The following is an 18,847-nucleotide window of genomic DNA, read 5'->3' on the forward strand; positions in this document are numbered from 1 at the left end:
GCGGATGGCGTGTTCCGTGGGCTGATGCACCCTCAGACGTCAATAAAATAAGACAACATCGGTCCGCCGGGCGAGTGTTCGGGGGGAGCCTCCCGATAGGCTCGGAAGCTCAGCGCGGAGCCCATGGCCTGCCCGGATGGTGGAATGCAGACACGGCGAGCTTAAACCTCGCTGCCCCTCGCGGGCGTACCGGTTCAAGTCCGGTTCCGGGCACCTCCGACCAAAGTCGAACTTTTTCGCCCACACTCTCACATGCCGCCCTCGGGCGAGCAGCGCCCCGGGGGCGCGTGACGGTGTGGGCGCTCTCGTGTTCGGTCTCCGGATGATCGCGGACTCGTACCGGGTTGGTCAGGGGTTGTGGGGTGTGGGGCGGGGAATCACGGAGACGCGTAGCGTGTTCGAGGACATGGCAGGGAAAGATCCTCCCCAAGCAGTAGAGTCAATCCTTTGCCTACCTATTACTCTTGAGCCAAGGCCACGCAGGGTGGCCATGGAGGAGTGAAATGAGGAGCAGCAACCCGGTCTTCTCGCGACGGGGGTTCAGCCGCGACAACGGCTACGCGGGCTTCAACACCGCGCCGCAGGCCGGGGGAGCAGCTGTCGGCACCCAGGGCAGCCCCTACGCCCAGCAGGGTGGGAACCCGTACGCGACGAACCCGTACGCCCAGCAGGACGTCCAGCACGGCGTCCCGCCGCAGGCCCCGGCCCGCACGGGCGCCATGACCATGGACGACGTCGTCATGCGCTCGGCCATGACGCTCGGCACGGTCGTCGTCGGCGCGGTCCTCGCCTGGGCCCTCCTGCCGGTGTCGCCCACGAGCTACGGCCTGGCCATCGGCGCCGCGCTCATCGCCTTCGTCCTGGCGATGGTGCAGTCCTTCAAGCGCAAGGCCTCGCCCGCGCTGATCCTGACGTACGCCGCCTTCGAGGGTGTCTTCCTCGGCGTGCTCAGCGAGATGTTCAACACGCAGTGGAGCGGCGCGCCCTTCCAGGCGGTGCTCGGCACGATGGCCGTCTCCGGCGCCACGCTGCTGGTCTACAAGGCGGGCTGGATCCGGGTCACCGCGCGGTACGCCCGCATCGGCATGACCATCGCGATCGCGTTCGTCCTGGTCATGGCGGTCAACCTGCTCCTCGTCGTCTTCGGGCTCGCCCCCGACGGCGGACTGCGCAGCATGGGCCCGCTGGGCGCGGTCGTCGGCATCCTCGCGATCCTGCTCGGCGCGTTCTTCCTGACCCTCGACTTCAAGCAGATCGAGGACGGCATCGCCTACGGCGCCCCGCGCGAGGAGGCCTGGCTGGCCGCGTTCGGCCTGACCATGACCCTCGTGTGGATCTACGTCGAGATGCTCCGTCTGGTCGCCATCTTCAGCGGCGACGACTAGGAGTGACGCCCAGGGGACGGGAGTGATCCCGCCCCCGGCGATGAAGGGCCCCCGGACCTCACGGTCCGGGGGCCCTTCGTGGTTCTCGGCGTCTTCAGCGGAGTTTCCGCGCGGCCCTCCTCAGGTCGTACTCGTGAATGATCGCTTTGGCGTGTCCGTACGCGAGGTCGTACTCGTGCCGGAGCCAGCTGACCTTCTCCTCGAAATTGTGGAGAGCGGGGCCGTCGTCGACTTTGCGGAGCCAGTCGGAGACTTCACGACCGGTGCAGTGAGGGATGCGGGCGAGCAGGTTGCGGTGGGTCTCCTCGGAGAAGACTTGGGACATCGGCGCCTCCGGACGAAAGGGAATGTAAGCCGGTCCTTCAGGTCACGTTGCCTGAGTGGCGGGCTGTTGGCAACAGTCCGGTGAAGGCGCGTACTCTCGCGGCGTGCTTGATACGACACCGTTGACCCGTGCCGTGGATCATTTCGCCGACCGCCTGCGGGCCGCCCCGCAGAGCAGGCTGCAGCGGGGGGCCGCCGCGGAGGCGCTGGCGCTGGCCAGGGAGATGGCACGGCGTGCCCAGCGGCTGGAGGCGCCGGGCACGGACGCCCGGGAGATGCCGGACGTGGGGATGTTCGCGGCAGCCGATCAGGTCATGGTCGCCGGGAACGATCTCGCGCTGGTCCTCGGTGACGAGGGCGCGGTGGCGGAGGCCGTGGCACTGGTGGAGGAGGCCCAGCGGCGGGCCGGGGTGTGAGCCCGGGGCGCGGCGGCGGCCCCTACAGCGACGCGATGACCCGGTCCGCCAGGATGTAGACCATGTCGTCGCCGCACTCGAACGTCAGGGTGTACGCGCCCGAGATGCCCGAGCCGCCCAGGAGGACCGGGGTGTCACCGGTCTGCAGGGCCGTGGCCAGGCGTTCGGCGGTCTCGCGGTGGCCGGGGGTCATACAGAGCGTGGTGCCGTCGGCGAAGACGTAGACGTCGAGGGTGCCGAGGGGGCCCGGACGGACGTCGGCCAGCTCGGTGCGGGAGGCGGCCAGGTCCTCCAGGCAGGCGACCGTGCGCTCGTGGTCGTTGGTGACGGGCGACTGCACCGGCACGAAGTCGGGGTGCGAGGGGTGCCGGCGGCGGGCCGCGGCCAGCTCGGCCGAGTCCGGGGCGAACTCGTCGCCCTCCAGGCTGGGCTCGATCACGGGCTCCAGGTGGTCCAGGCCCGCGAAGTCGGACTGCCGGGGCATGAACAGGTCGCTCTCGGGCAGCCCCAGCAGGGAGGGCGCGTCGGCGACGTCGCGGGACTCCTGCGCCGCCCAGAATGCCCTCGCCTCGGCCAGCTCGCGCTCCCGCTCCTCGGCGAGCGCCTCGGCGACGGCGGCGCGTATCTCCTCCGTGTCGGCGGCCGGCCGGGCGGCCGGTACCGGCACGCGCACCCCGGCGGCCCGGCTCTCGGCCAGCTCGGCGCGCAGGGCGGTGACCTGTCGGCGCAGCCCCGTGAGGGTGCGCAGGACGGCGACGCCCACGGCCGCGGTGGCGGCCGTGGTGAGCAGCAAGGCGATCGGCATAGCGCTCACTGACGTACTCCCGGTTCAAAGTCGACCCCCGACTTCCTACATCAGCTTGAAGGGCGGACTAACCAGCTGTCAGTGCGTAACGTCACGAATCGGGCAGGAATCTGGGCCCGATGTTTGGTAGTGAAACGACTCTGACCTGCGTAAATCCCTCTCCGAAGGGAGATAGGTCACATCCTGGGGGAGATTGGATCACAAAACGGCCCGGAGGCCCCGGAAAATCGGGACTCCGGGCCATGGCATCGCGGAGCGCGTTCGAACAGTCACGGCTCCGCGGGCGGGCGGCGGGTCAGCTGAGGCGCTCGATGACCATCGCCATGCCCTGACCGCCGCCGACGCACATCGTCTCCAGGCCGAACTGCTTGTCGTGGAACTGGAGGGAGTTGATGAGCGTGCCGGTGATGCGCGCGCCGGTCATGCCGAAGGGGTGGCCGACGGCGATGGCGCCGCCGTTCACGTTCAGCTTGTCCAGCGGGATGTCCAGGTCGCGGTAGGACGGGATCACCTGGGCGGCGAAGGCCTCGTTGATCTCGAACAGGTCGATGTCGCCGACGCTCAGGCCCGCACGGAACAGGGCCTGCTTCGACGCCTCCACCGGGCCGTAGCCCATGATCTCGGGGGAGAGGCCGGAGACGCCCGTCGAGACGATCCGGGCGAGCGGGGTCAGGCCCAGCTCGCGGGCCTTGGTGTCCGACATGATCACGAGGGCGGCGGCGCCGTCGTTCAGCGGGCAGCAGTTGCCGGCGGTGACCAGTCCGTCCTCGCGGAAGACCGGCTTCAGGCCCTGCACGGCCTCCAGGGTGACGCCCGCGCGCGGGCCGTCGTCCTTGCTGACGACCGTGCCGTCGGGCAGCGTCACCGGGGTGATCTCGCGCTCCCAGAAGCCCTTGCCGATGGCCTCCTCGGCGAGGTTCTGCGAGCGGACGCCGAACTCGTCCATGTCCGCGCGGGTCACGCCCCACTGGCGGGCCAGGTTCTCGGCGGTCTGCCCCATCGCGATGTACGGGTCGGGGAGCAGACCGTCCTCGCGCGGGTCGTGCCAGGAGGCGCCGACCGACTTGGAGACGGCCTCCGTGCGGGCCTCGGCCTCGGCGAAGAGGGGGTTGCGTGCGGTGGGGATGTCGCTGGTGCCGCGCGCGGTGCTGCTGACGACCTCCACGCCCGCCGAGATGAAGACGTCGCCCTCACCGGCCTTGATGGCGTGCAGGGCCATGCGGGAGGTCTGGAGCGAGGAGGAACAGTAGCGGGTGACGGTACAGCCCGGCAGGTGGTCCATGCCCAGCTGTACGGCGACGATACGGCCCAGGTTGTGGCCCTGCTCGCCGCCGGGGAGGCCGCAGCCGAGCATCAGGTCGTCGATGTCCTTCGGGTCCAGCTCCGGGACCTTCGCGAGGGCGGCGGCGACGATGGTGGCGGTCAGGTCGTCCGGGCGCAGGTCCTTCAGCGAGCCCTTGAAAGCGCGGCCGATGGGGGAGCGGGCGGCTGAGACGATCACGGCTTCGGGCATCACGGCTCCATTGGCATACGACGGAAAGCAGGGCTGTGGGGGAAGTTACCCGTACGTATGGGCGGGGTCACGGGTAGTCGGGTGTGACGCCGACCGCACTTTTCTAAGCGCTTGCTTTTTGGGGTGGGGCGCCCAGTGGCTCGGGGGCGGGGGTGCGTCGGCGGGTGCGGGTGCGTGGGGTGCGTGGGGGCTGGTCGCGCAGTTCCCCGCGCCCCTGAAAGCATCAGGCCCCCGCGCCCCTGGAAGCATCAGGCCCCTGCGGGCCTGAAAGCCCAGGCCCCTGCGGGCCTGAAGAACGGCGGCCTGCGGGCCTGGACGGCAGGGGGCGGAGCCCCTGCTTTTCAGGGGCGCGGGGAACTGCGCGAGAAGCCCCGCCGGGCCGCACCCGCCGACGCACCCGGACCCCCGAGCCACTAGGCGCCCGGCTGCGCCTCCGCGGAGGCGGCCGGGGCCGGGTCCGTGGCCGGTACCCGCCGCCGGCGCCTCCGCTTGAGCAGGGCCCAGGGCCCCCGCGGCCCCGTCGGCATCGCGGCCGTCACCTCGGTGCCGGGCTCGGACGCGGCCTCCGCGGCCGCCCGGGCCACCGGCAGGAACCCCTCGCGGCGGCTGACGTCCGGCCGCTCCTCGTCCGCCGGCCACAGGCCCAGCGCCGCGCACACCGTCGGCAGCATGGCCATCGCGGCGGTCGCGTAGCCCTCGGCGGAGGGGTGGTAGTTGTCGGGGCCGAAGAGCTCCCGGGGGTTCTGTTCGAACTCGGGGCCGAGGAGGTCCCCCAGCGACACGGTGCGGCCGCCCTGCTCGACGGTTCCGATCGTCTGGGCGGCCGCCAGCTGCCGCGAGGCCCGGCGGGCGAGCCAGCGCAACGGCTGCTGTACCGGCTCGATGGTGCCGAGGTCGGGACAGGTGCCCACCACCACCTCGGCCCCCGCGGTCCGCAGCCGCCGCACGGCCGCCGAGAGATGGCGGACCGAGCGCGTCGGCGGCATCCGGTGGGTCACGTCGTTCGCCCCGATCATGATCACGCAGACGTCGGGGAGCCGGGCCGGATCCTCCAGGACCAGCGCGACCTGCCGGTCGAGGTCGTCCGACTGGGCGCCCGGCAGCGCGACGTTGCGCAGCAGCACCGGGCGCTCCGCGACCGCGGCGAGCCCCGAGGCGATCAGCGCGCCCGGGGTCTGCCGGGACCGGTGGACGCCCTGGCCGGCGGCGGTGGAGTCGCCGAGCATGACGAGGCGGAGCGGGGGATCGTCAGGGGCGTCGTACGAACTGCCGTACGAGTCGTAGCCGTACGCGCGGCCGTACGGGCTGCCGTGCGTGTGACCGTACACACCCTCCGCGCTCGGCGGGTGCGGGCTGTGCCCGTTGCCCACGATCCGCCTGGCCATCCGTACCTCGGCCAGCAGCACACCCACGGCCGCGGCGCCCAGCAGCCCGATGCCGCCCCCGCCGTACGCCGCGCCCGCCGCGATGCGGCGGGCCACCCGTGCTCTCGACATGCTCGTCATGCGTCGCCGCCACCTCCTCGTTCCGTACCCACTCCTTGCCCCGTACCGGCCCTCGGCCAATCCCGACGACGGGTGAACAGGGAGAAGAAGAGTGAGGGTGGGGCTTAGGCTGGCGGAACATTACGACCATCCCTTTTTGCGGCTCCGGAGACAACGGTGCAATTCCACGACTCGATGATCAGCCTCGTCGGCAACACCCCGCTGCTGAGGCTCAACAGCGTGACCGAGGGCATTCAGGCGACCGTCCTGGCCAAGGTCGAGTACTTCAACCCCGGCGGTTCCGTGAAGGACCGCATCGCGCTGCGCATGATCGAGGCGGCGGAGAAGAGCGGCGAGCTGCAGCCCGGCGGCACGATCGTCGAGCCCACCAGCGGAAACACGGGCGTGGGGCTCGCCATCGTGGCTCAGCAGAAGGGGTACAAGTGCATCTTCGTGTGCCCCGACAAGGTGAGCACCGACAAGATCAACGTGCTGCGGGCCTACGGCGCCGAGGTCGTCGTCTGCCCCACCGCGGTCGCCCCCGAGCACCCCGACTCGTACTACAACGTCTCCGACCGGCTGGTGCGGGAGACCCCCGGGGCCTGGAAGCCGGACCAGTACTCCAACCCCAACAACCCGCTCTCCCACTACCACTCGACCGGCCCTGAGCTGTGGGAGCAGACGGAGGGGCGGATCACGCACTTCGTGGCGGGCGTGGGCACCGGCGGCACCATCTCCGGCACCGGCCGCTACCTCAAGGACGCCAGCGACGGCCGCGTCCAGGTCATCGGAGCCGACCCCGAGGGGTCCGTGTACTCGGGCGGCTCCGGGCGGCCGTACCTCGTCGAGGGCGTCGGTGAGGACTTCTGGCCGACTGCCTACGACCGGACCGTCGCCGACGAGATCGTCGCCGTGTCCGACAAGGACTCGTTCCAGATGACCCGCCGCCTCGCCAAGGAGGAGGGCCTGCTGGTGGGCGGCTCCTGCGGCATGGCGGTCGTCGCCGCGCTGGAGGTCGCCGAGCGGCTCGGCCCGGACGACGTCGTCGTCGTCCTGCTGCCCGACAGCGGGCGCGGCTACCTCAGCAAGATCTTCAACGACGAGTGGATGGCCGACTACGGCTTCCTGGAGGACGAGGGCCCGAGCGCCCGCGTCGCCGACGTCCTGAACGACAAGGTGCACGGCGCCATCCCCTCGCTCGTCCACATGCACCCGGACGAGACGGTCGGCCAGGCCATCGAGGTGCTGCGCGAGTACGGCGTCTCGCAGATGCCGATCGTGAAGCCCGGCGCCGGGCACCCGGACGTCATGGCCGCCGAGGTGGTCGGCTCCGTCGTCGAGCGGGAGCTGCTGGACGCCCTGTTCACCCAGCGTGCCTCGCTCGACGACCCGCTGGAGAAGCACATGTCGGCGCCGCTGCCGCAGGTCGGCTCCGGAGAGCCGGTGGGCGACCTGATGTCCGTGCTCGGTACGGCCGACGCGGCGATCGTGCTGGTCGAGGGCAAGCCGACCGGGGTCGTCAGCCGGCAGGACCTGCTCGCGTTCCTCGCCAAGGGCGGGGTGTAGCGGCGACAGGCCGCCCGGCGGTCCCGCCGGACGCGTGTCACGGAGACGAAATGCCCGCAAAGGGCCCCCTGCGTCGAAAATTGTTGCGAGGCAGGGGTTTGACTTCGCAGAAGTGGTACGAGGGCGTCACGTCCACGCAGCACTCGCTTAACACGGGTCCGGCACATTGGTGGATGTCGGCAGGGCGGGAGCGGCTCCCCGCCCCGGCCGACGACGAAACGGCGTCAAGGACCTCCGGAGCGGCTCCCGGACCTCCATGGACGCCAAGGACGCGCAAGCCCGGTCCTGACCCGGCCCGCGTCCCCCGCGGGGACCGCCGTCGTCCCGCCCCCCGTCACACGGGGGTGCGGCGGTCCCCGCGCACACCTCTTCCGGCGACCGGCGTGCGGGTCACCGCCGTCAGTCCGGGTCCGTGCTCCCGCGCCCGAGCCGGCGCAGGGTCGACGAACCGCGCAGGGCCCAGGCCAGGTTCACGCCCACGATGCCCGCCCAGGTGACGAAGAGGCCCCGGAGGTCGGCCACGCCGCCGCCGATGCCGGACAGGGGGATGGCGGCGACGAGGGAGACCACCCCGAAGCCGTAGCGCTCGCCCCAGCTGTCGGTCGACCTGGGCGTGCGGCTGCCGCGGGCCACCACCATCTGCTGCTCGGCGACCTGACGCCGGACCTTGCGGTCCACCGCGCCGTCGATGCGCTGGTCGACCTTCTCCAGGAACGAGTCGACGAGCGCCGACTCGTACTCCTCGCCCAGCTCTCGGCGGGCGTGCAGGGTGGCGGCGAGTTCCTTCTTCAGCTCGGTGTCCCCGAGCCGGGTGTCACGAGCGTCCATACCGGTCATGCCGTCCACGGTAGGGAGCCGCGGGCCGCCTGGCACTGGGGTTAGCCCCCCTGTTCGCGCACCGGTTTCCCCGCGCCTCACGCGCGCACCGCCACCGGGTCTCCGGCCGCCGGGGAGCACGTCCGCGCACGCCGGTGCCCGGCATCTCTTGCCCTGCCTGTATAGCCTCATGCAGAGTTCTCGGTGTCTGAATACCGGGTGGCCGAACGGCCGGCCGCCGACCGGCCGGTGCCAGGACACCGGTGTCCGTGCGGGGCTGGAGGCTGCGGATGAGGTCCTCTCCGATCGTGGGTGCGTCGGGCACCGCCGCCGTCGCCGGGGGCGGCGGCCTCGTCGTCCTCGACGGGCACGCCCTCGGGGTCGCCGACGTCGTCCGGCTCGCCGACGGGACCGCGCGGCCCGTACCCGGCAGCGAGGGGATGCGGCGGGCCGAGGAGTCCTGGAACGCGGCCCGGCAGATCGCGGCGACCGGACGCGTGTACGGCCGCTCCACCGGAGTCGGCGCCAACCGCAGCGAGGACGTGCCCACCGAGGCCGCCGCCGAGCACGGGCTGCGGCTGCTGCGCAGCCACGCGGGCGCCGTCGGGGACGAACTGCCCGCCCGGCAGGTACGGGCCATGCTCGCCGTCCGCGCCAACCAGCTGCTCGCGGGCGGCGCCGGACTGAGGCCGAGCGTGGTCACCGCACTCTGCGAGGCGCTGGAGAGCGGCGCGTACCCCGTGGTGAACGAGTTCGGGTCCGTCGGTACGGGCGACATCGCGGCACTGGCCCAGATGGGGCTGGCCCTCGCGGGGGAGCACCCGTGGCGGGGACCGGGCACCGGCGGGGAGACCGGGGCGCGGTTCGAGGCCGGCACCGGGGTCCCCGAGGCCCAGCCGCTCGACAACAACGACGCCCTCGCGCTGATCAGCAGCAACGCGCTCACGCTCGGACAGGCCGCGCTCGCGCTCCACGAGCTGCGGGGGCTGATCGCCGCCACCCAGGTCGTGGCCGCGCTGTCGCTGCTCGCCGTGGACGGCTCGCACGAGGCGTACGCGGCGCCCGTGCACGTCGCGCGCGCCCACCGGGGGTCGCGCGAAGTGGCCCGGCGCATGCGGGAGCTGATCGGGGCGGCCGACCGGCCCACGCCCCCGCTGGGCCGCATCCAGGACCCGTACGGCTTCCGGTGTCTGCCGCAGATCCACGGGCCCGCCCTGGACGCGGCCGACGCCCTGGAGGGTGTCCTGGAGATCGAGATCAACGCGGCGGCGGAGAACCCGCTGATCTGCCCCGAGGACCTGGCCGCCTACCACCACGGCGGCTTCTACCAGGCCCAGCTCGCCCTCGCCCTGGACCACTTCAGGCTCGCCGTGACGCAGGTGGCGCGGCTGTCGACCTCCCGGCTCTCCTCGCTCAACGAGCCCGCCTACACCCGGCTGCGCCCCTTCCTCGCGGACCACGAACCCGCGTCCTCGGGCGTGATGATCCTGGAGTACGCCGCCGGGGCCGCCCTCGGCGATCTGCGGGCCTTCTCGGCGCCCGCGTCGCTCGGCCACGCTGTACTCTCCCGGGGCGTCGAGGAACAGGCCAGCTTCGCCTCGCTCGCCGCCCGGCAGACCCTGCGGGCGTGCGGCCCGTACCGGCTGGTCGTCGGGTGCGAACTGGTCGCCGCGGTCCGGGCGTTGCGCCAGCGCGATCTGCGGCCGGATCCCGGACTGCCCGTCGCGAGGGCGCTGGAACTGGCCGAGACCGTGCTCGACGCGGACCCGGCCGACCGGCCGCTGACGGCGGACGTCGGCGCGGCGGCCGTACTGCTCGACCGGTTCACCGAGATCTGGACGGACGTCCAGGCGGACCCACTGAGGGGGAGCGCGTGATGAGCGCGGACAAGGGCACGGGCGTGACGGACAGTCCCGCCGCGCGGCTGCAGGCGCTCTTCGAGGGCCACCGGCTGACGCCCACGCAGCGGCGCATCGCCCACAGCATGGTGCGGCGGGCGGCCGACGTGCCGTTCCTGTCCAGTGTGGAACTGGCGGAGCTGGCCGGGGTCAGCCAGCCGTCCGTGACGCGCTTCGCGGTGGCGCTGGGCTTCGACGGCTACCCGGCGCTGCGCCGCCACCTGCGCGACGTCGCGCCCGCCGAGCCGGCCCCGGACACCACCGCCTACAACGAGTACCAGCAGGCCGTGGAGGCCGAGATCGAGAACCTGCGGCATCTGGCCGAGGTGCTCGCCGATCCCGGCCCGGTCGCGCGGGCCGGGCGCCTGCTGGCCGCGTCCCGCCCGCTGCCCGTGCTCGGGCTGCGGGCCGCGGCCTCCCAGGCGTACGGCTTCGGCTACTTCGCCGCCAAGGTCCACCCGGACGTACGGCTGCTGCACGAGGGCGGCAGCATGCTGCACGACCGTATCGACGCCGCCGTACGGGCGGGCGCGAGCGCGCTGCTCTGCTTCGCGCTGCCCCGGCATCCGCGCGAGGTCGTCGAGACCCTGGCGTACGCCAGGGAGGCCGGCCTCTTCGTCGTCACCGTCGCCGACTCCGCGTTCGCGCCCGTCGCCAAGGTCTCCGACCTGCTGCTGCCGGCGGCCGTCGGCACCGGACTGGCCTTCGACACGGCCTGTGCCCCGATGCTGCTGGGCCGGGTGCTCCTGGAGGCGATGTGCGACGACCTGCCGGAGGCCCAGGCCCGGCTGGAGGAGTTCGACGCGAGGGCGGCGAGCAGGGGTCTGTTCGTCGAGTAGCCCCTCCCACCGGGAGATCCGCTGCTTCTCAGGCGCGTTTCACGTTCGCCGGATACGGTGCCCGCGACCGTCGTGACGACGTCCCGAGCACGGGACGGGAGGGGGACAAGCGTGGCGCGCGGAGGGCAGGGGCTCGCTCGGGTGGCCGTGGTGGTGCGGGCCGGAGCGGGGCCGTCGTGGTGGCTGGGGTTGATCGCGGCGGGGGCCGGTGCGGTACCGCCGGGGCTGACCGGGCGGCGGATCGGCGTGCTCGCCGGGGCCGCCATGTTCCTCGTCGCCGCCGCAGCGGTGGCGTGGGCACGGCGCGGCCGGTATCTCGCGCCGGAGCGCGCCGCCGTGCGCGCCGGCAAGCACGACGTCCTCCAGGACCGTGCCGTGACCCTGCGCAACTGGCGCCGGGGGCACCGCTGGTGGCTGCTGCTCGCTTTCGCGCTCGCCCTGGGCTCGTCCCTCGCGCTGCCCGCGGCGGGCGGTCTGCTGCTCGCCGGAGTCGGCGCCGGCCTGCGCCTCAGGGCGGCCTGGCTCGGCCGCCGCGAACACGCCGCGGGCCGGCTCCACTGGGTCCCGGTGGACCGGCTGTCCGCGCGGGGCGGCGGGCCTGCGGGCAAGCGGGTGGACGCGTACCGGATCACCGGGCTCGGCGCGGGTGACGCGGCACCCGGGGGCGGCCGGCGGTAGGGCCCTTCTGACGGATCTCCGTGGGAGAAGGAGCGGCGTTCGGTGCGTGCTCCCGGCGTGCCGGGCGTCGCGACGCCGCGGAGATCCGCCAGAAGGGCCCAGGCCGCGCGCCCCCTCAGCCGGCGCTCAGGGTCCGCCTGGCCAGCTCGTACGCCGGGAGCATCTCCTCGTGCTCCTCGGTGTCGAGGCCGCCGAGATGGACGACGACGGGCCCCTCCGGGGTGACCGTCAGGAAGGCCCGCTCCTTCTTGGTCTCCTCCAGGGCCTCACTGGTGTAGAGGTACTCGACCTCGGCGCCGGAGACACCCGATTCCGAGCGGAACGCGCGGTACTCGGCCTCGCCGGTGTCGCCCTCGGCCGCCACGAACTTCTTGAGCAGGGCCTTCGCGTCACCGCCCTTCGCGCCGGCCTCGCCGGTCCACACGCGGAGGAAGCCGATGTTCCCGGCGGGCTTGGCGTCGATCTCGCACGCGGCGGTGAACGGGCCCTGGTGCAGCAGCCCTTCGGCCAGTTCGGCGGCGAGCTCGTCCTCCTCGGAACCGCTCCCGCCGCCGGGCGCCCCGGTCTCGACGGCCTCCGGCCGCCACTTCTCGGCGGTCTCGAAAGTGACCGGCAGTTCGCAGGCGGAACCGGCCGCCCCCACGCTGCCGCCGCTCCTGACGGTGTCCTTCGACGACCCCGACCCGGACCGCTCCTCCGCCGGCCCGCCCGCGCTCGCCGACGGTTTTCCGTCGCCGACCTCCGCCGGCTCCGCGCACCCCGTCAGCACGCCGGCCAGCAGCGCCAGCTGTGCCAGCACCGTCCCCCGTACCACTGTCCCCACCGTCGTCCTCTTCTCCTGGTCCCAGGGCGGACACGGTAGCGGAGCGGGAGGGGCGGTGTTCGCACGAGTGTGCGGGCGGGGGAGGTGGGGCCGGAGGCGCCGGGAACGCGCTCGGCGGCGCTCCCCGGGTGGGGTGCGCCGCCGGAGCCCTGGTGTCGGTCGGGTCAGACCTCCAGCTCCGCCTCGATCCGCTTCAACTGGTGCCTCGCCATGGCCAGGTTGGCCCGCTTGGCGTCGAGCACCAGATAGAGGAAGAGGCCGTTGCCGCCGCGGCCGGTGAGCAGGCGGATCAGGTGGTAGGCGTCGGACAGGGTGATCAGGATGTCCTCGATCTCGCCCTTGAGGCCGAGGTGTTCCATGGTGCGCAGCTTGGCTCGGACGACGTCGGTGTTCCCGGCGGCGGCGACGTTGAGGTCGAACCCCTTGCTGCCGCCGATCGTGCCCAGTGCCATGCCGCTGGTGTAGTCGACCAGGGCGGCGCCGGTCGCGCCCTCGATGGACGCGAGGGCCTCTTTCAACGTGGTCTCGGTGTTGGCCATGGTGTGCGGTGTCCTTTCAGCTTTCACTGGTGGTAGGTGCGTTGGGAGTGGTTCGGGGGGTGGTGCGCGTGGGGAGGGCACGGGGAGTGCGGCGGGGCATGGTCGACCTGACCGTGGCCTTGGCCGGTGCCGGGGAGGCGGCGGCCGTGGCCGTGCTCGTGGCCGTGCTCGTCGTCCTCGCCACCGCACGGGCCGGGTTCCTGGTGACCGGCCTGGTCTCGGTGGTCGCGGTGTCGTCCGGCCGGGGCCGGGCGTCCATCAGCTCGCCTATCCGGCCGCCGGCCCGGCGGCCCTCCAGGTGCAGCCGGCCCACGTTGACCCGGTCCCGGGCCAGCAGCGTCAGCACGGCGGAGGAGCCCGCCGCGTACGTGGCCACGTAACCGTCGTCGCCGCGCAGCAGCAGTTCGCGCAGCTCGCCCCGGCCGGCGGTGTCCGTCATCCGTACGGCGACGCCGAGCGCGGCGGCGGTGAGTGCCGCGAGGCCCTCCGGTTCGACGCCGGGGGTGTCGTGGGCGAGCACGAGCCCGTCCACGCTGGCCGCGAGCGCGCCGGTCAGCTGGGGTACACGGGCCCTCAACCGATGCAGTTCGTCGAGGACTTCGGCCTCCGCGGCCATGAGCAGTCTCCTCTCGGCGGGACGCTCCCGCTGCCGCTCAAAGGGCCTCCAGCGCATCCCTGAGCCTTTGCAGTAGAGCCACGTCGGGGTCTGTGGTGGTGAGGGGCCAAGGTGGGACGAGGGACGGGGCCGCGGCGGTGGCCGCGGATCCGGCGATCGCCGATCCGGCGGTCATGGGTCCGGCCGTCGCGGGTCCGGTGGCCGCGTGCCTGCCCGGAGCGGCCGGTGGGGTGAGGGCCGACGGTGGGGTGAGGCGGTCCGGACCGGGTGGCGTCGCGGTGTGGGCCGGGTGCGGGGCGGGGGAGTGCTCGGGGTGGGGGGCCCGGGAGTGGTGGTCCGGGCCTGCCGGTGCCGGTGGGGTTCCCACCGGGCTGGGCCGGGTCGCGGATATCAGCCCCGCGGCCGCCAGCCGCCGTACGTCCACCAGGGTGTGGAAGGCCGGACGGCCCAGGGTGAGGGAGATCTCGGCGGCCGTGCGCAGGCCGTTCACCTGGCCGAGCACGGCTCCCTGGCGGGCCGGGACCGGGGACACGCCCCGGTCGGCGGCCCTGGTCAGCGGCGCGTCGTCCGTCTCGGCGTCGGGCCAGATGCGGTGCAGCAGGTCGCGGCGGCGCCGGGCCTCGCGCGCCACGGCCGCCACCGGCACCGGACGGATCGGCCCCAGCCAGTGCGCGGCCCCGTAACGGAAGCTGGCCGGCGCGCTGCTCGGGCCGAGCACGAAGTACGCCGCGTCGAACAGCGCCCCCGCGTGGCACAGTTCGAGAGCGCCCCGCGCGACCCGGCCGCTGTCCACGAGGAACCGTCCGACCCGCAGCCCGGCCCCGGCCGTGTCGACCGCCTCCCGCCAGCCGTCGCGGTCCAGGACGCCCCCGGTGGCGAGCAGCACGTCGAGGCCCGGGGAGCGGGGGCTCTCGGCATGCACGACCTCCCCCTCGGACAGGTACAACGAGCCGCTCTCGCGCAGCAGGACGCCGGTGGCCCGCTCGGCGGCGAGCCGGCTCAGCATCGGGGAGACGGCCTGCCGGAAGTGTTCGCCGCGCACGGGCAGCGGGGGCGCCGGTGTGGTGATCACGCTCATGCCAGCACCAGCCGTCCCGCCATCTCGCCGAGCCGGATCCGGGCCAGCGCGAGGTTGCCGTCCGAACGGGTCAGCCACAGGTGCAGAAACACACTGCTGTCGAACGTCGTCCGCACGAACCGCAGCACGTGGTACGTGTCCCGGTTGCTGACGATCAGGTCCTCGACCGGCAGATCGGCGCCGGACCAGTCCGAGCCCTCCTCCGGTGCGAACGCCCGGTGCTCCGCCGCCAGCCGCGCCAGCTCCGCCGCCTCCGCCGCGGTCGTCTCGTGGTCACCGCCGGGTGCCTCCCCGACGGTGCCCAGGGCCAGCCCGCTGGTCCAGTCGACCACCGCGGCGCCCAGGGCACCGGGCAGCCTCATGGCCTCCACCAGACACTCGTCGATTCCGGGCACCGTGGCTCCCCTCCTGCCTGCGGTTCGGCTGAGTGACGCAGACGCTACGCAACGTGTGCGTGGGGAGTGAGTGATCTGGCATTTTCCAGCGGAACATGCGGAGAGCCGACTAAGGTAGGTCGACTTGCCTGCTTTTCGCCGCTGTTGGGTGCCGGGCGGTCCGCCGACGCGCTGAGGTGCGGCTATGCGGCCGGGCCGCATACCGGGCGCGGGCCGGGCGCCGGATGTCCCTCACTCTGGGGGGCGTGAGGGGCGTATGTCTGGTGCGCATCCCGGGGCCGGGCGCCCCGCGCCACCTCCGGGCGCTCCTCGGCGACCCGGGGCGCGGGCGACATCGGGCCATCGGTCGAGTCCGGCGGTGCGGGTCAGAGCCCCAGCAGCCCCGACCTCTCCGCTCCCCCCGCCTCGGCCACGATCTGCTCCACGGTCTGCGCCTGCCGCACCACCGCGAACCGCGTCCGGCCGTCCCCGGGGGCGTATCCGTAGATCCCGGGCCGGGGAAGGGAGTTGTAGGCGTAGTGGTGCGCGAAGTAGTACGCGCCGGTGTCCAGCGCGGCCGCGTAGTCGCCCGGCTCCAGCAGTGGCAGCGGCCGCCCCTCCGCCAGCAGGTCCCCCGCGAAACAGGCGGGGCCCGCCACGTCCTGCACCGCCACCGGCCCGTTCTTCACCCGGCCCTTCGCGTCGTACGCGGCGATCCGCAGCGGCCAGGACCCGGGCGCGTACACCGTCCGCGTTGCCACCTGCACCCCCGCGTGCGTGACCGCGATGGCCCGCCCGCCGGCGCTCTTGGTGTACTCGACGCGGGCGACGATCGACCCGTGCTTCGCCAGCAGCGACCTGCCGAACTCGGTCACCAGCCCGTACCGCCCGTCGAACAGCCCCGGCACCGCCTCCGCGAGCAGCCGCGCGTACTGCTCGTACGTCGGGGTGGCCGCCTCCGAGGCGAAGTTCACCGGCAGTCCGCCGCCGATGTCGATCGTGTCGATCTGCCGCCGCCCGATCCGCCGGTTGATCTCCTCGGCCAGCTCGTACGTCTCGGTGATCCCCCGGGTCATCAGCGACAGCGGCATCCCCTGGGACCCGCTGTGCGCGTGCAGCCGGCTCAGCCAGGGGCGGTCCAGATACGCCTGGACGACCCACTCCCGGGCTCCCTCGTCCCGGAGGGCCACGCCGAACTTGGAGGTCGCCGTCGCCGTCGACAGCGCGCCGATCGCGCCGGAGCCGACCTGCGGGTTCACCCGGATGCCGACGGGGGAGCGGGTGGTGGCCGACCGGACGAGCGCGTCGATCCGGTCCAGCTCCTGCGGGTTGTCCGCGTTGACCGCGATGCCCAGCGCCAGCGCCTCCCGCAGCTCGGCCGGGGTCTTGGCGGGCGAGTCCAGCACGGTCCGCCGCGGCGACACCCCGGCCGCCCGCGCGAGGGCCAGCTCCCCGGCGCTGGCGACCTCGGCGCCGATCCCCGCCTCGCGCAGCAGCCGCAGCACGGGCACCAGCGGTGTCGCCTTCACCGCGAAGGCGTGCAGCACGGGCGTCCCCGGCGCCGTCACCGCGTCGAACGCCCTCCGCAGCGCTCCCGCCGAGGCCCGGATCCCGTTGACGTCGAGGAGGGCGACGACCGGGGTGCCGGGGGACAGCAGCCCCTGCTCCACCGCCGCCCGCACGGCCTCGTCCCGCCGCGCGGCGCGCTCGTCGTCGGTGTCGTACAGCCGCAGTGTCGGCTCGCCGTCCCCGGCCGCCTCCGCGTGCCGGGCGGTGGGCCCGTCCCCGCCGGTCCCGTTCGTCGTGTCTCCCATCCCGTCCCCCGCTGTCGTGTCGTCGTCCGAGCCCATGGATCCAGTGTGTCCAGCCAAACACCCGCGGCGCGCCGCCGCTGGCCCTACCGATGTATTGACTAGTTCTATTCAGCAAGTCAGGATGTGAATAGTTGCTGTATAGAGCTGGAGGCAGACCGTGTCAGGACCCCGCCCCGTTCGAGCGCCGCGCGGTACGGAACTCAGCACCCTGGGCTGGCAGCAGGAAGCCGCCCTGCGCATGCTGCAGAACAACCTCGACCCCGAGGTCGCCGAGCACCCCGACAAGCTCGTCGTCTACGGCGGCACGGGCAAGGCCGCCCGGGACTGGCGCTCCTTCGACGCCATGGTCCGCACCCTGCAGACCCTCAAGCAGGACGAGACCATGCTGGTCCAGTCGGGCCGCCCCGTCGGTGTCATGCAGACCCACGAGTGGGCGCCCCGTGTCCTCATCGCCAACTCCAACCTCGTCGGCGACTGGGCCAACTGGGAGGAGTTCCGCCGGCTGGAACAGCTCGGGCTGACCATGTACGGCCAGATGACCGCCGGTTCCTGGATCTACATCGGCACCCAGGGCATCCTCCAGGGCACCTACGAGACCTTCGCCGCCGTCGCCGCCAAGAAGTTCGGCGGCACCCTCGCCGGGACCATCACCCTCACCGCCGGTCTCGGCGGCATGGGCGGCGCCCAGCCCCTCGCGGTGACCATGAACGACGGCGTCGCGATCTGCATCGACTGCGACCCCCGCGCCATCGACCGCCGCATCGAGCACCGCTACCTCGACGTCAGGGCCGACTCGCTCGACCACGCCCTCCAGCTGGCCGTCGAGGCCCGTGACGCCCGCCGCCCGCTCTCGATCGGCGTCCTCGGCAACGCGGCCGACCTCCTCCCCCGGCTCCTCGCGTCGGGCGCCCCCGTCGACATCGTCACCGACCAGACCTCCGCCCACGACCCGCTGGCCTACCTGCCCGTGGGCGTCGACTTCGACGACATGGCGTCCTACGCGGCCAAGGACCCGGCCGGCTTCACCACCCGCGCCCGCGAGTCCATGGCCCGGCACGTCGAGGCGATGGTCGGCTTCCAGGACGCCGGCGCCGAGGTCTTCGACTACGGCAACTCCATCCGCGGCGAGGCCCAGCTCGCCGGCTACGACCGGGCGTTCGCCTTCCCCGGCTTCGTCCCCGCCTACATCCGGCCCCTGTTCTGCGAGGGCAAGGGCCCCTTCCGCTGGGCCGCGCTCTCCGGCGACCCCGCCGACATCGCCAAGACCGACAAGGCGATCCTCGACCTCTTCCCGGAGAACGAGTCCCTGCACCGCTGGATCAAGATGGCCGGCGAACGCGTCCACTTCCAGGGCCTCCCCGCCCGTATCTGCTGGCTCGGCTACGGCGAGCGGGACAAGGCCGGTGAGCGGTTCAACGACATGGTGGCGAGCGGGGAACTGGCGGCACCGCTGGCGATCGGCCGCGACCACCTGGACTGCGGCTCCGTCGCCTCCCCCTACCGCGAGACCGAGGCCATGCTCGACGGCTCCGACGCCATCGCCGACTGGCCGCTGCTGAACGCGATGGTGAACGTGGCCTCGGGGGCGTCCTGGGTCTCCCTGCACCATGGCGGCGGCGTGGGCATGGGCCGCTCCATCCACGCCGGCCAGGTCACGGTCGCCGACGGCACGAAGCTGGGCGGCGAGAAGATCCGCCGCGTGCTGACCAACGACCCCGGCATGGGCGTCATCCGGCACGTCGACGCGGGCTACGACATCGCCGAGTCCGTCGCCGACGACCGGGGCGTACGGGTGCCGATGCGCGAGGGTGAGGACGCGTGACCCAGCGCGCAGGGGAGCGTGAAGAGGGGCGCGACGGCAGCGCGGAGGCGGGAGCGC

At 73.0% G+C, this 18,847-nt stretch carries 18 protein-coding genes and 1 tRNA gene; 8 read left to right on the forward strand and 11 right to left on the reverse strand.

What is annotated here, in order from left to right; genetic code table 11:
- Positions 1-130: 130 nt before the first annotated feature.
- A tRNA-Leu gene (locus SCAB_RS26000) sits at positions 131-213 on the forward strand.
- A 290-nt stretch (positions 214-503) separates the two neighbouring features.
- Positions 504-1,385, forward strand: coding sequence for a Bax inhibitor-1/YccA family protein (locus tag SCAB_RS26005; RefSeq protein WP_013003061.1), 882 nt, complete (start codon positions 504-506; stop codon positions 1,383-1,385).
- Positions 1,386-1,479: 94 nt separating this feature from the next.
- Here SCAB_RS26005 and SCAB_RS26010 read toward each other — a convergent pair whose 3' ends face one another.
- Complete coding sequence (locus tag SCAB_RS26010) at positions 1,480-1,710, reverse strand: DUF4287 domain-containing protein (protein WP_013003062.1); 231 nt, start codon at positions 1,708-1,710, stop codon at positions 1,480-1,482.
- A gap of 103 nt (positions 1,711-1,813) precedes the next feature.
- On the opposite strand from SCAB_RS26010, the gene SCAB_RS26015 reads away from it, so the two are divergent.
- Positions 1,814-2,125 (forward strand): hypothetical protein, encoded by a 312-nt coding sequence (locus SCAB_RS26015; RefSeq protein ID WP_173402906.1) that lies wholly within the window; start codon positions 1,814-1,816, stop codon positions 2,123-2,125.
- Positions 2,126-2,147: 22 nt separating this feature from the next.
- On the opposite strand, the gene SCAB_RS26020 is transcribed toward SCAB_RS26015, so the two are convergent.
- The 3 genes from SCAB_RS26020 to SCAB_RS26030 all read right to left on the reverse strand — a co-directional run bounded on the left by SCAB_RS26020 (position 2,148) and on the right by SCAB_RS26030 (position 5,948).
- Entirely contained in the window at positions 2,148-2,930 is a 783-nt protein-coding gene (locus tag SCAB_RS26020) for a hypothetical protein (RefSeq protein WP_013003064.1), read from the reverse strand.
- Between the two features lie 295 nt (positions 2,931-3,225).
- Entirely contained in the window at positions 3,226-4,443 is a 1,218-nt protein-coding gene (locus SCAB_RS26025; protein WP_041669653.1) for an acetyl-CoA C-acetyltransferase, read from the reverse strand.
- Positions 4,444-4,856: 413 nt separating this feature from the next.
- Positions 4,857-5,948, reverse strand: a complete 1,092-nt coding sequence (locus SCAB_RS26030) for an SGNH/GDSL hydrolase family protein (RefSeq protein ID WP_013003066.1) — start codon at positions 5,946-5,948, stop codon at positions 4,857-4,859.
- A 156-nt stretch (positions 5,949-6,104) separates the two neighbouring features.
- Between SCAB_RS26030 and SCAB_RS26035 the strand changes: the two genes are divergently transcribed.
- Complete coding sequence (locus SCAB_RS26035) at positions 6,105-7,493, forward strand: cystathionine beta-synthase (RefSeq protein WP_013003067.1); 1,389 nt, start codon at positions 6,105-6,107, stop codon at positions 7,491-7,493.
- Between the two features lie 399 nt (positions 7,494-7,892).
- On the opposite strand, the gene SCAB_RS26040 is transcribed toward SCAB_RS26035, so the two are convergent.
- Positions 7,893-8,321: a hypothetical protein gene (locus SCAB_RS26040; RefSeq protein ID WP_041669655.1), complete on the reverse strand. Its 429-nt coding sequence runs from the start codon at positions 8,319-8,321 to the stop codon at positions 7,893-7,895.
- 278 nt (positions 8,322-8,599) lie between these two features.
- Between SCAB_RS26040 and SCAB_RS26045 the strand changes: the two genes are divergently transcribed.
- The 3 genes from SCAB_RS26045 to SCAB_RS26055 all read left to right on the forward strand — a co-directional run bounded on the left by SCAB_RS26045 (position 8,600) and on the right by SCAB_RS26055 (position 11,724).
- Positions 8,600-10,186 (forward strand): aromatic amino acid ammonia-lyase, encoded by a 1,587-nt coding sequence (locus tag SCAB_RS26045; protein ID WP_037724963.1) that lies wholly within the window; start codon positions 8,600-8,602, stop codon positions 10,184-10,186.
- Entirely contained in the window at positions 10,186-11,046 is an 861-nt protein-coding gene (locus tag SCAB_RS26050) for a MurR/RpiR family transcriptional regulator (RefSeq protein WP_037724962.1), read from the forward strand. Before SCAB_RS26045 ends, SCAB_RS26050 begins: the two co-directional genes overlap by 1 nt.
- A gap of 111 nt (positions 11,047-11,157) precedes the next feature.
- Positions 11,158-11,724 (forward strand): hypothetical protein, encoded by a 567-nt coding sequence (locus SCAB_RS26055; protein WP_013003071.1) that lies wholly within the window; start codon positions 11,158-11,160, stop codon positions 11,722-11,724.
- A gap of 115 nt (positions 11,725-11,839) precedes the next feature.
- On the opposite strand, the gene SCAB_RS26060 is transcribed toward SCAB_RS26055, so the two are convergent.
- The 6 genes from SCAB_RS26060 to SCAB_RS26085 all read right to left on the reverse strand — a co-directional run bounded on the left by SCAB_RS26060 (position 11,840) and on the right by SCAB_RS26085 (position 16,968).
- Entirely contained in the window at positions 11,840-12,547 is a 708-nt protein-coding gene (locus SCAB_RS26060) for a lipoprotein (RefSeq protein ID WP_013003072.1), read from the reverse strand.
- 164 nt (positions 12,548-12,711) lie between these two features.
- Positions 12,712-13,086: a roadblock/LC7 domain-containing protein gene (locus SCAB_RS26065; RefSeq protein ID WP_013003073.1), complete on the reverse strand. Its 375-nt coding sequence runs from the start codon at positions 13,084-13,086 to the stop codon at positions 12,712-12,714.
- A gap of 16 nt (positions 13,087-13,102) precedes the next feature.
- Entirely contained in the window at positions 13,103-13,702 is a 600-nt protein-coding gene (locus SCAB_RS26070; RefSeq protein ID WP_013003074.1) for a roadblock/LC7 domain-containing protein, read from the reverse strand.
- Between the two features lie 37 nt (positions 13,703-13,739).
- The gene (locus SCAB_RS26075; RefSeq protein WP_013003075.1) at positions 13,740-14,780 is read right to left on the reverse strand and encodes a hypothetical protein; all 1,041 of its coding nucleotides are present in this window, start codon (positions 14,778-14,780) and stop codon (positions 13,740-13,742) included.
- Positions 14,777-15,175: a hypothetical protein gene (locus SCAB_RS26080; protein ID WP_013003076.1), complete on the reverse strand. Its 399-nt coding sequence runs from the start codon at positions 15,173-15,175 to the stop codon at positions 14,777-14,779. The genes SCAB_RS26075 and SCAB_RS26080 overlap by 4 nt, the downstream gene beginning before the upstream one ends.
- 365 nt (positions 15,176-15,540) lie before the next feature.
- Entirely contained in the window at positions 15,541-16,968 is a 1,428-nt protein-coding gene (locus SCAB_RS26085; RefSeq protein WP_037726322.1) for a type III PLP-dependent enzyme domain-containing protein, read from the reverse strand.
- 157 nt (positions 16,969-17,125) lie between these two features.
- Here SCAB_RS26085 and hutU point away from each other — a divergent pair, with 157 nt between their 5' ends.
- A complete protein-coding gene (gene hutU, locus SCAB_RS26090) occupies positions 17,126-18,790 on the forward strand; it encodes a urocanate hydratase (protein WP_013003078.1) in 1,665 nt (554 codons plus the stop codon).
- Positions 18,791-18,847: the final 57 nt, after the last annotated feature.

It is taken from the genome of Streptomyces scabiei 87.22 (assembly GCF_000091305.1).
GTDB classification, from domain to species: domain Bacteria; phylum Actinomycetota; class Actinomycetes; order Streptomycetales; family Streptomycetaceae; genus Streptomyces; species Streptomyces scabiei.

What these genes read in the sequence shown, in the direction of transcription:
- SCAB_RS26050 (WP_037724962.1), top strand. Translation starts at nt 10,186, where the DNA reads ATGAGCGCGGACAAGGGCACGGGCGTGACGGACAGTCCCGCCGCGCGG.
- SCAB_RS26010 (WP_013003062.1), bottom strand. Translation starts at nt 1,710, where the DNA reads ATGTCCCAAGTCTTCTCCGAGGAGACCCACCGCAACCTGCTCGCCCGC.
- SCAB_RS26005 (WP_013003061.1), top strand. Translation starts at nt 504, where the DNA reads ATGAGGAGCAGCAACCCGGTCTTCTCGCGACGGGGGTTCAGCCGCGAC.
- SCAB_RS26025 (WP_041669653.1), bottom strand. Translation starts at nt 4,443, where the DNA reads ATGCCCGAAGCCGTGATCGTCTCAGCCGCCCGCTCCCCCATCGGCCGC.
- SCAB_RS26085 (WP_037726322.1), bottom strand. Translation starts at nt 16,968, where the DNA reads ATGGGAGACACGACGAACGGGACCGGCGGGGACGGGCCCACCGCCCGG.
- SCAB_RS26075 (WP_013003075.1), bottom strand. Translation starts at nt 14,780, where the DNA reads ATGAGCGTGATCACCACACCGGCGCCCCCGCTGCCCGTGCGCGGCGAA.
- SCAB_RS26070 (WP_013003074.1), bottom strand. Translation starts at nt 13,702, where the DNA reads ATGGCCGCGGAGGCCGAAGTCCTCGACGAACTGCATCGGTTGAGGGCC.
- SCAB_RS26040 (WP_041669655.1), bottom strand. Translation starts at nt 8,321, where the DNA reads ATGGACGCTCGTGACACCCGGCTCGGGGACACCGAGCTGAAGAAGGAA.
- SCAB_RS26020 (WP_013003064.1), bottom strand. Translation starts at nt 2,930, where the DNA reads ATGCCGATCGCCTTGCTGCTCACCACGGCCGCCACCGCGGCCGTGGGC.
- SCAB_RS26065 (WP_013003073.1), bottom strand. Translation starts at nt 13,086, where the DNA reads ATGGCCAACACCGAGACCACGTTGAAAGAGGCCCTCGCGTCCATCGAG.
- SCAB_RS26030 (WP_013003066.1), bottom strand. Translation starts at nt 5,948, where the DNA reads ATGACGAGCATGTCGAGAGCACGGGTGGCCCGCCGCATCGCGGCGGGC.
- SCAB_RS26045 (WP_037724963.1), top strand. Translation starts at nt 8,600, where the DNA reads ATGAGGTCCTCTCCGATCGTGGGTGCGTCGGGCACCGCCGCCGTCGCC.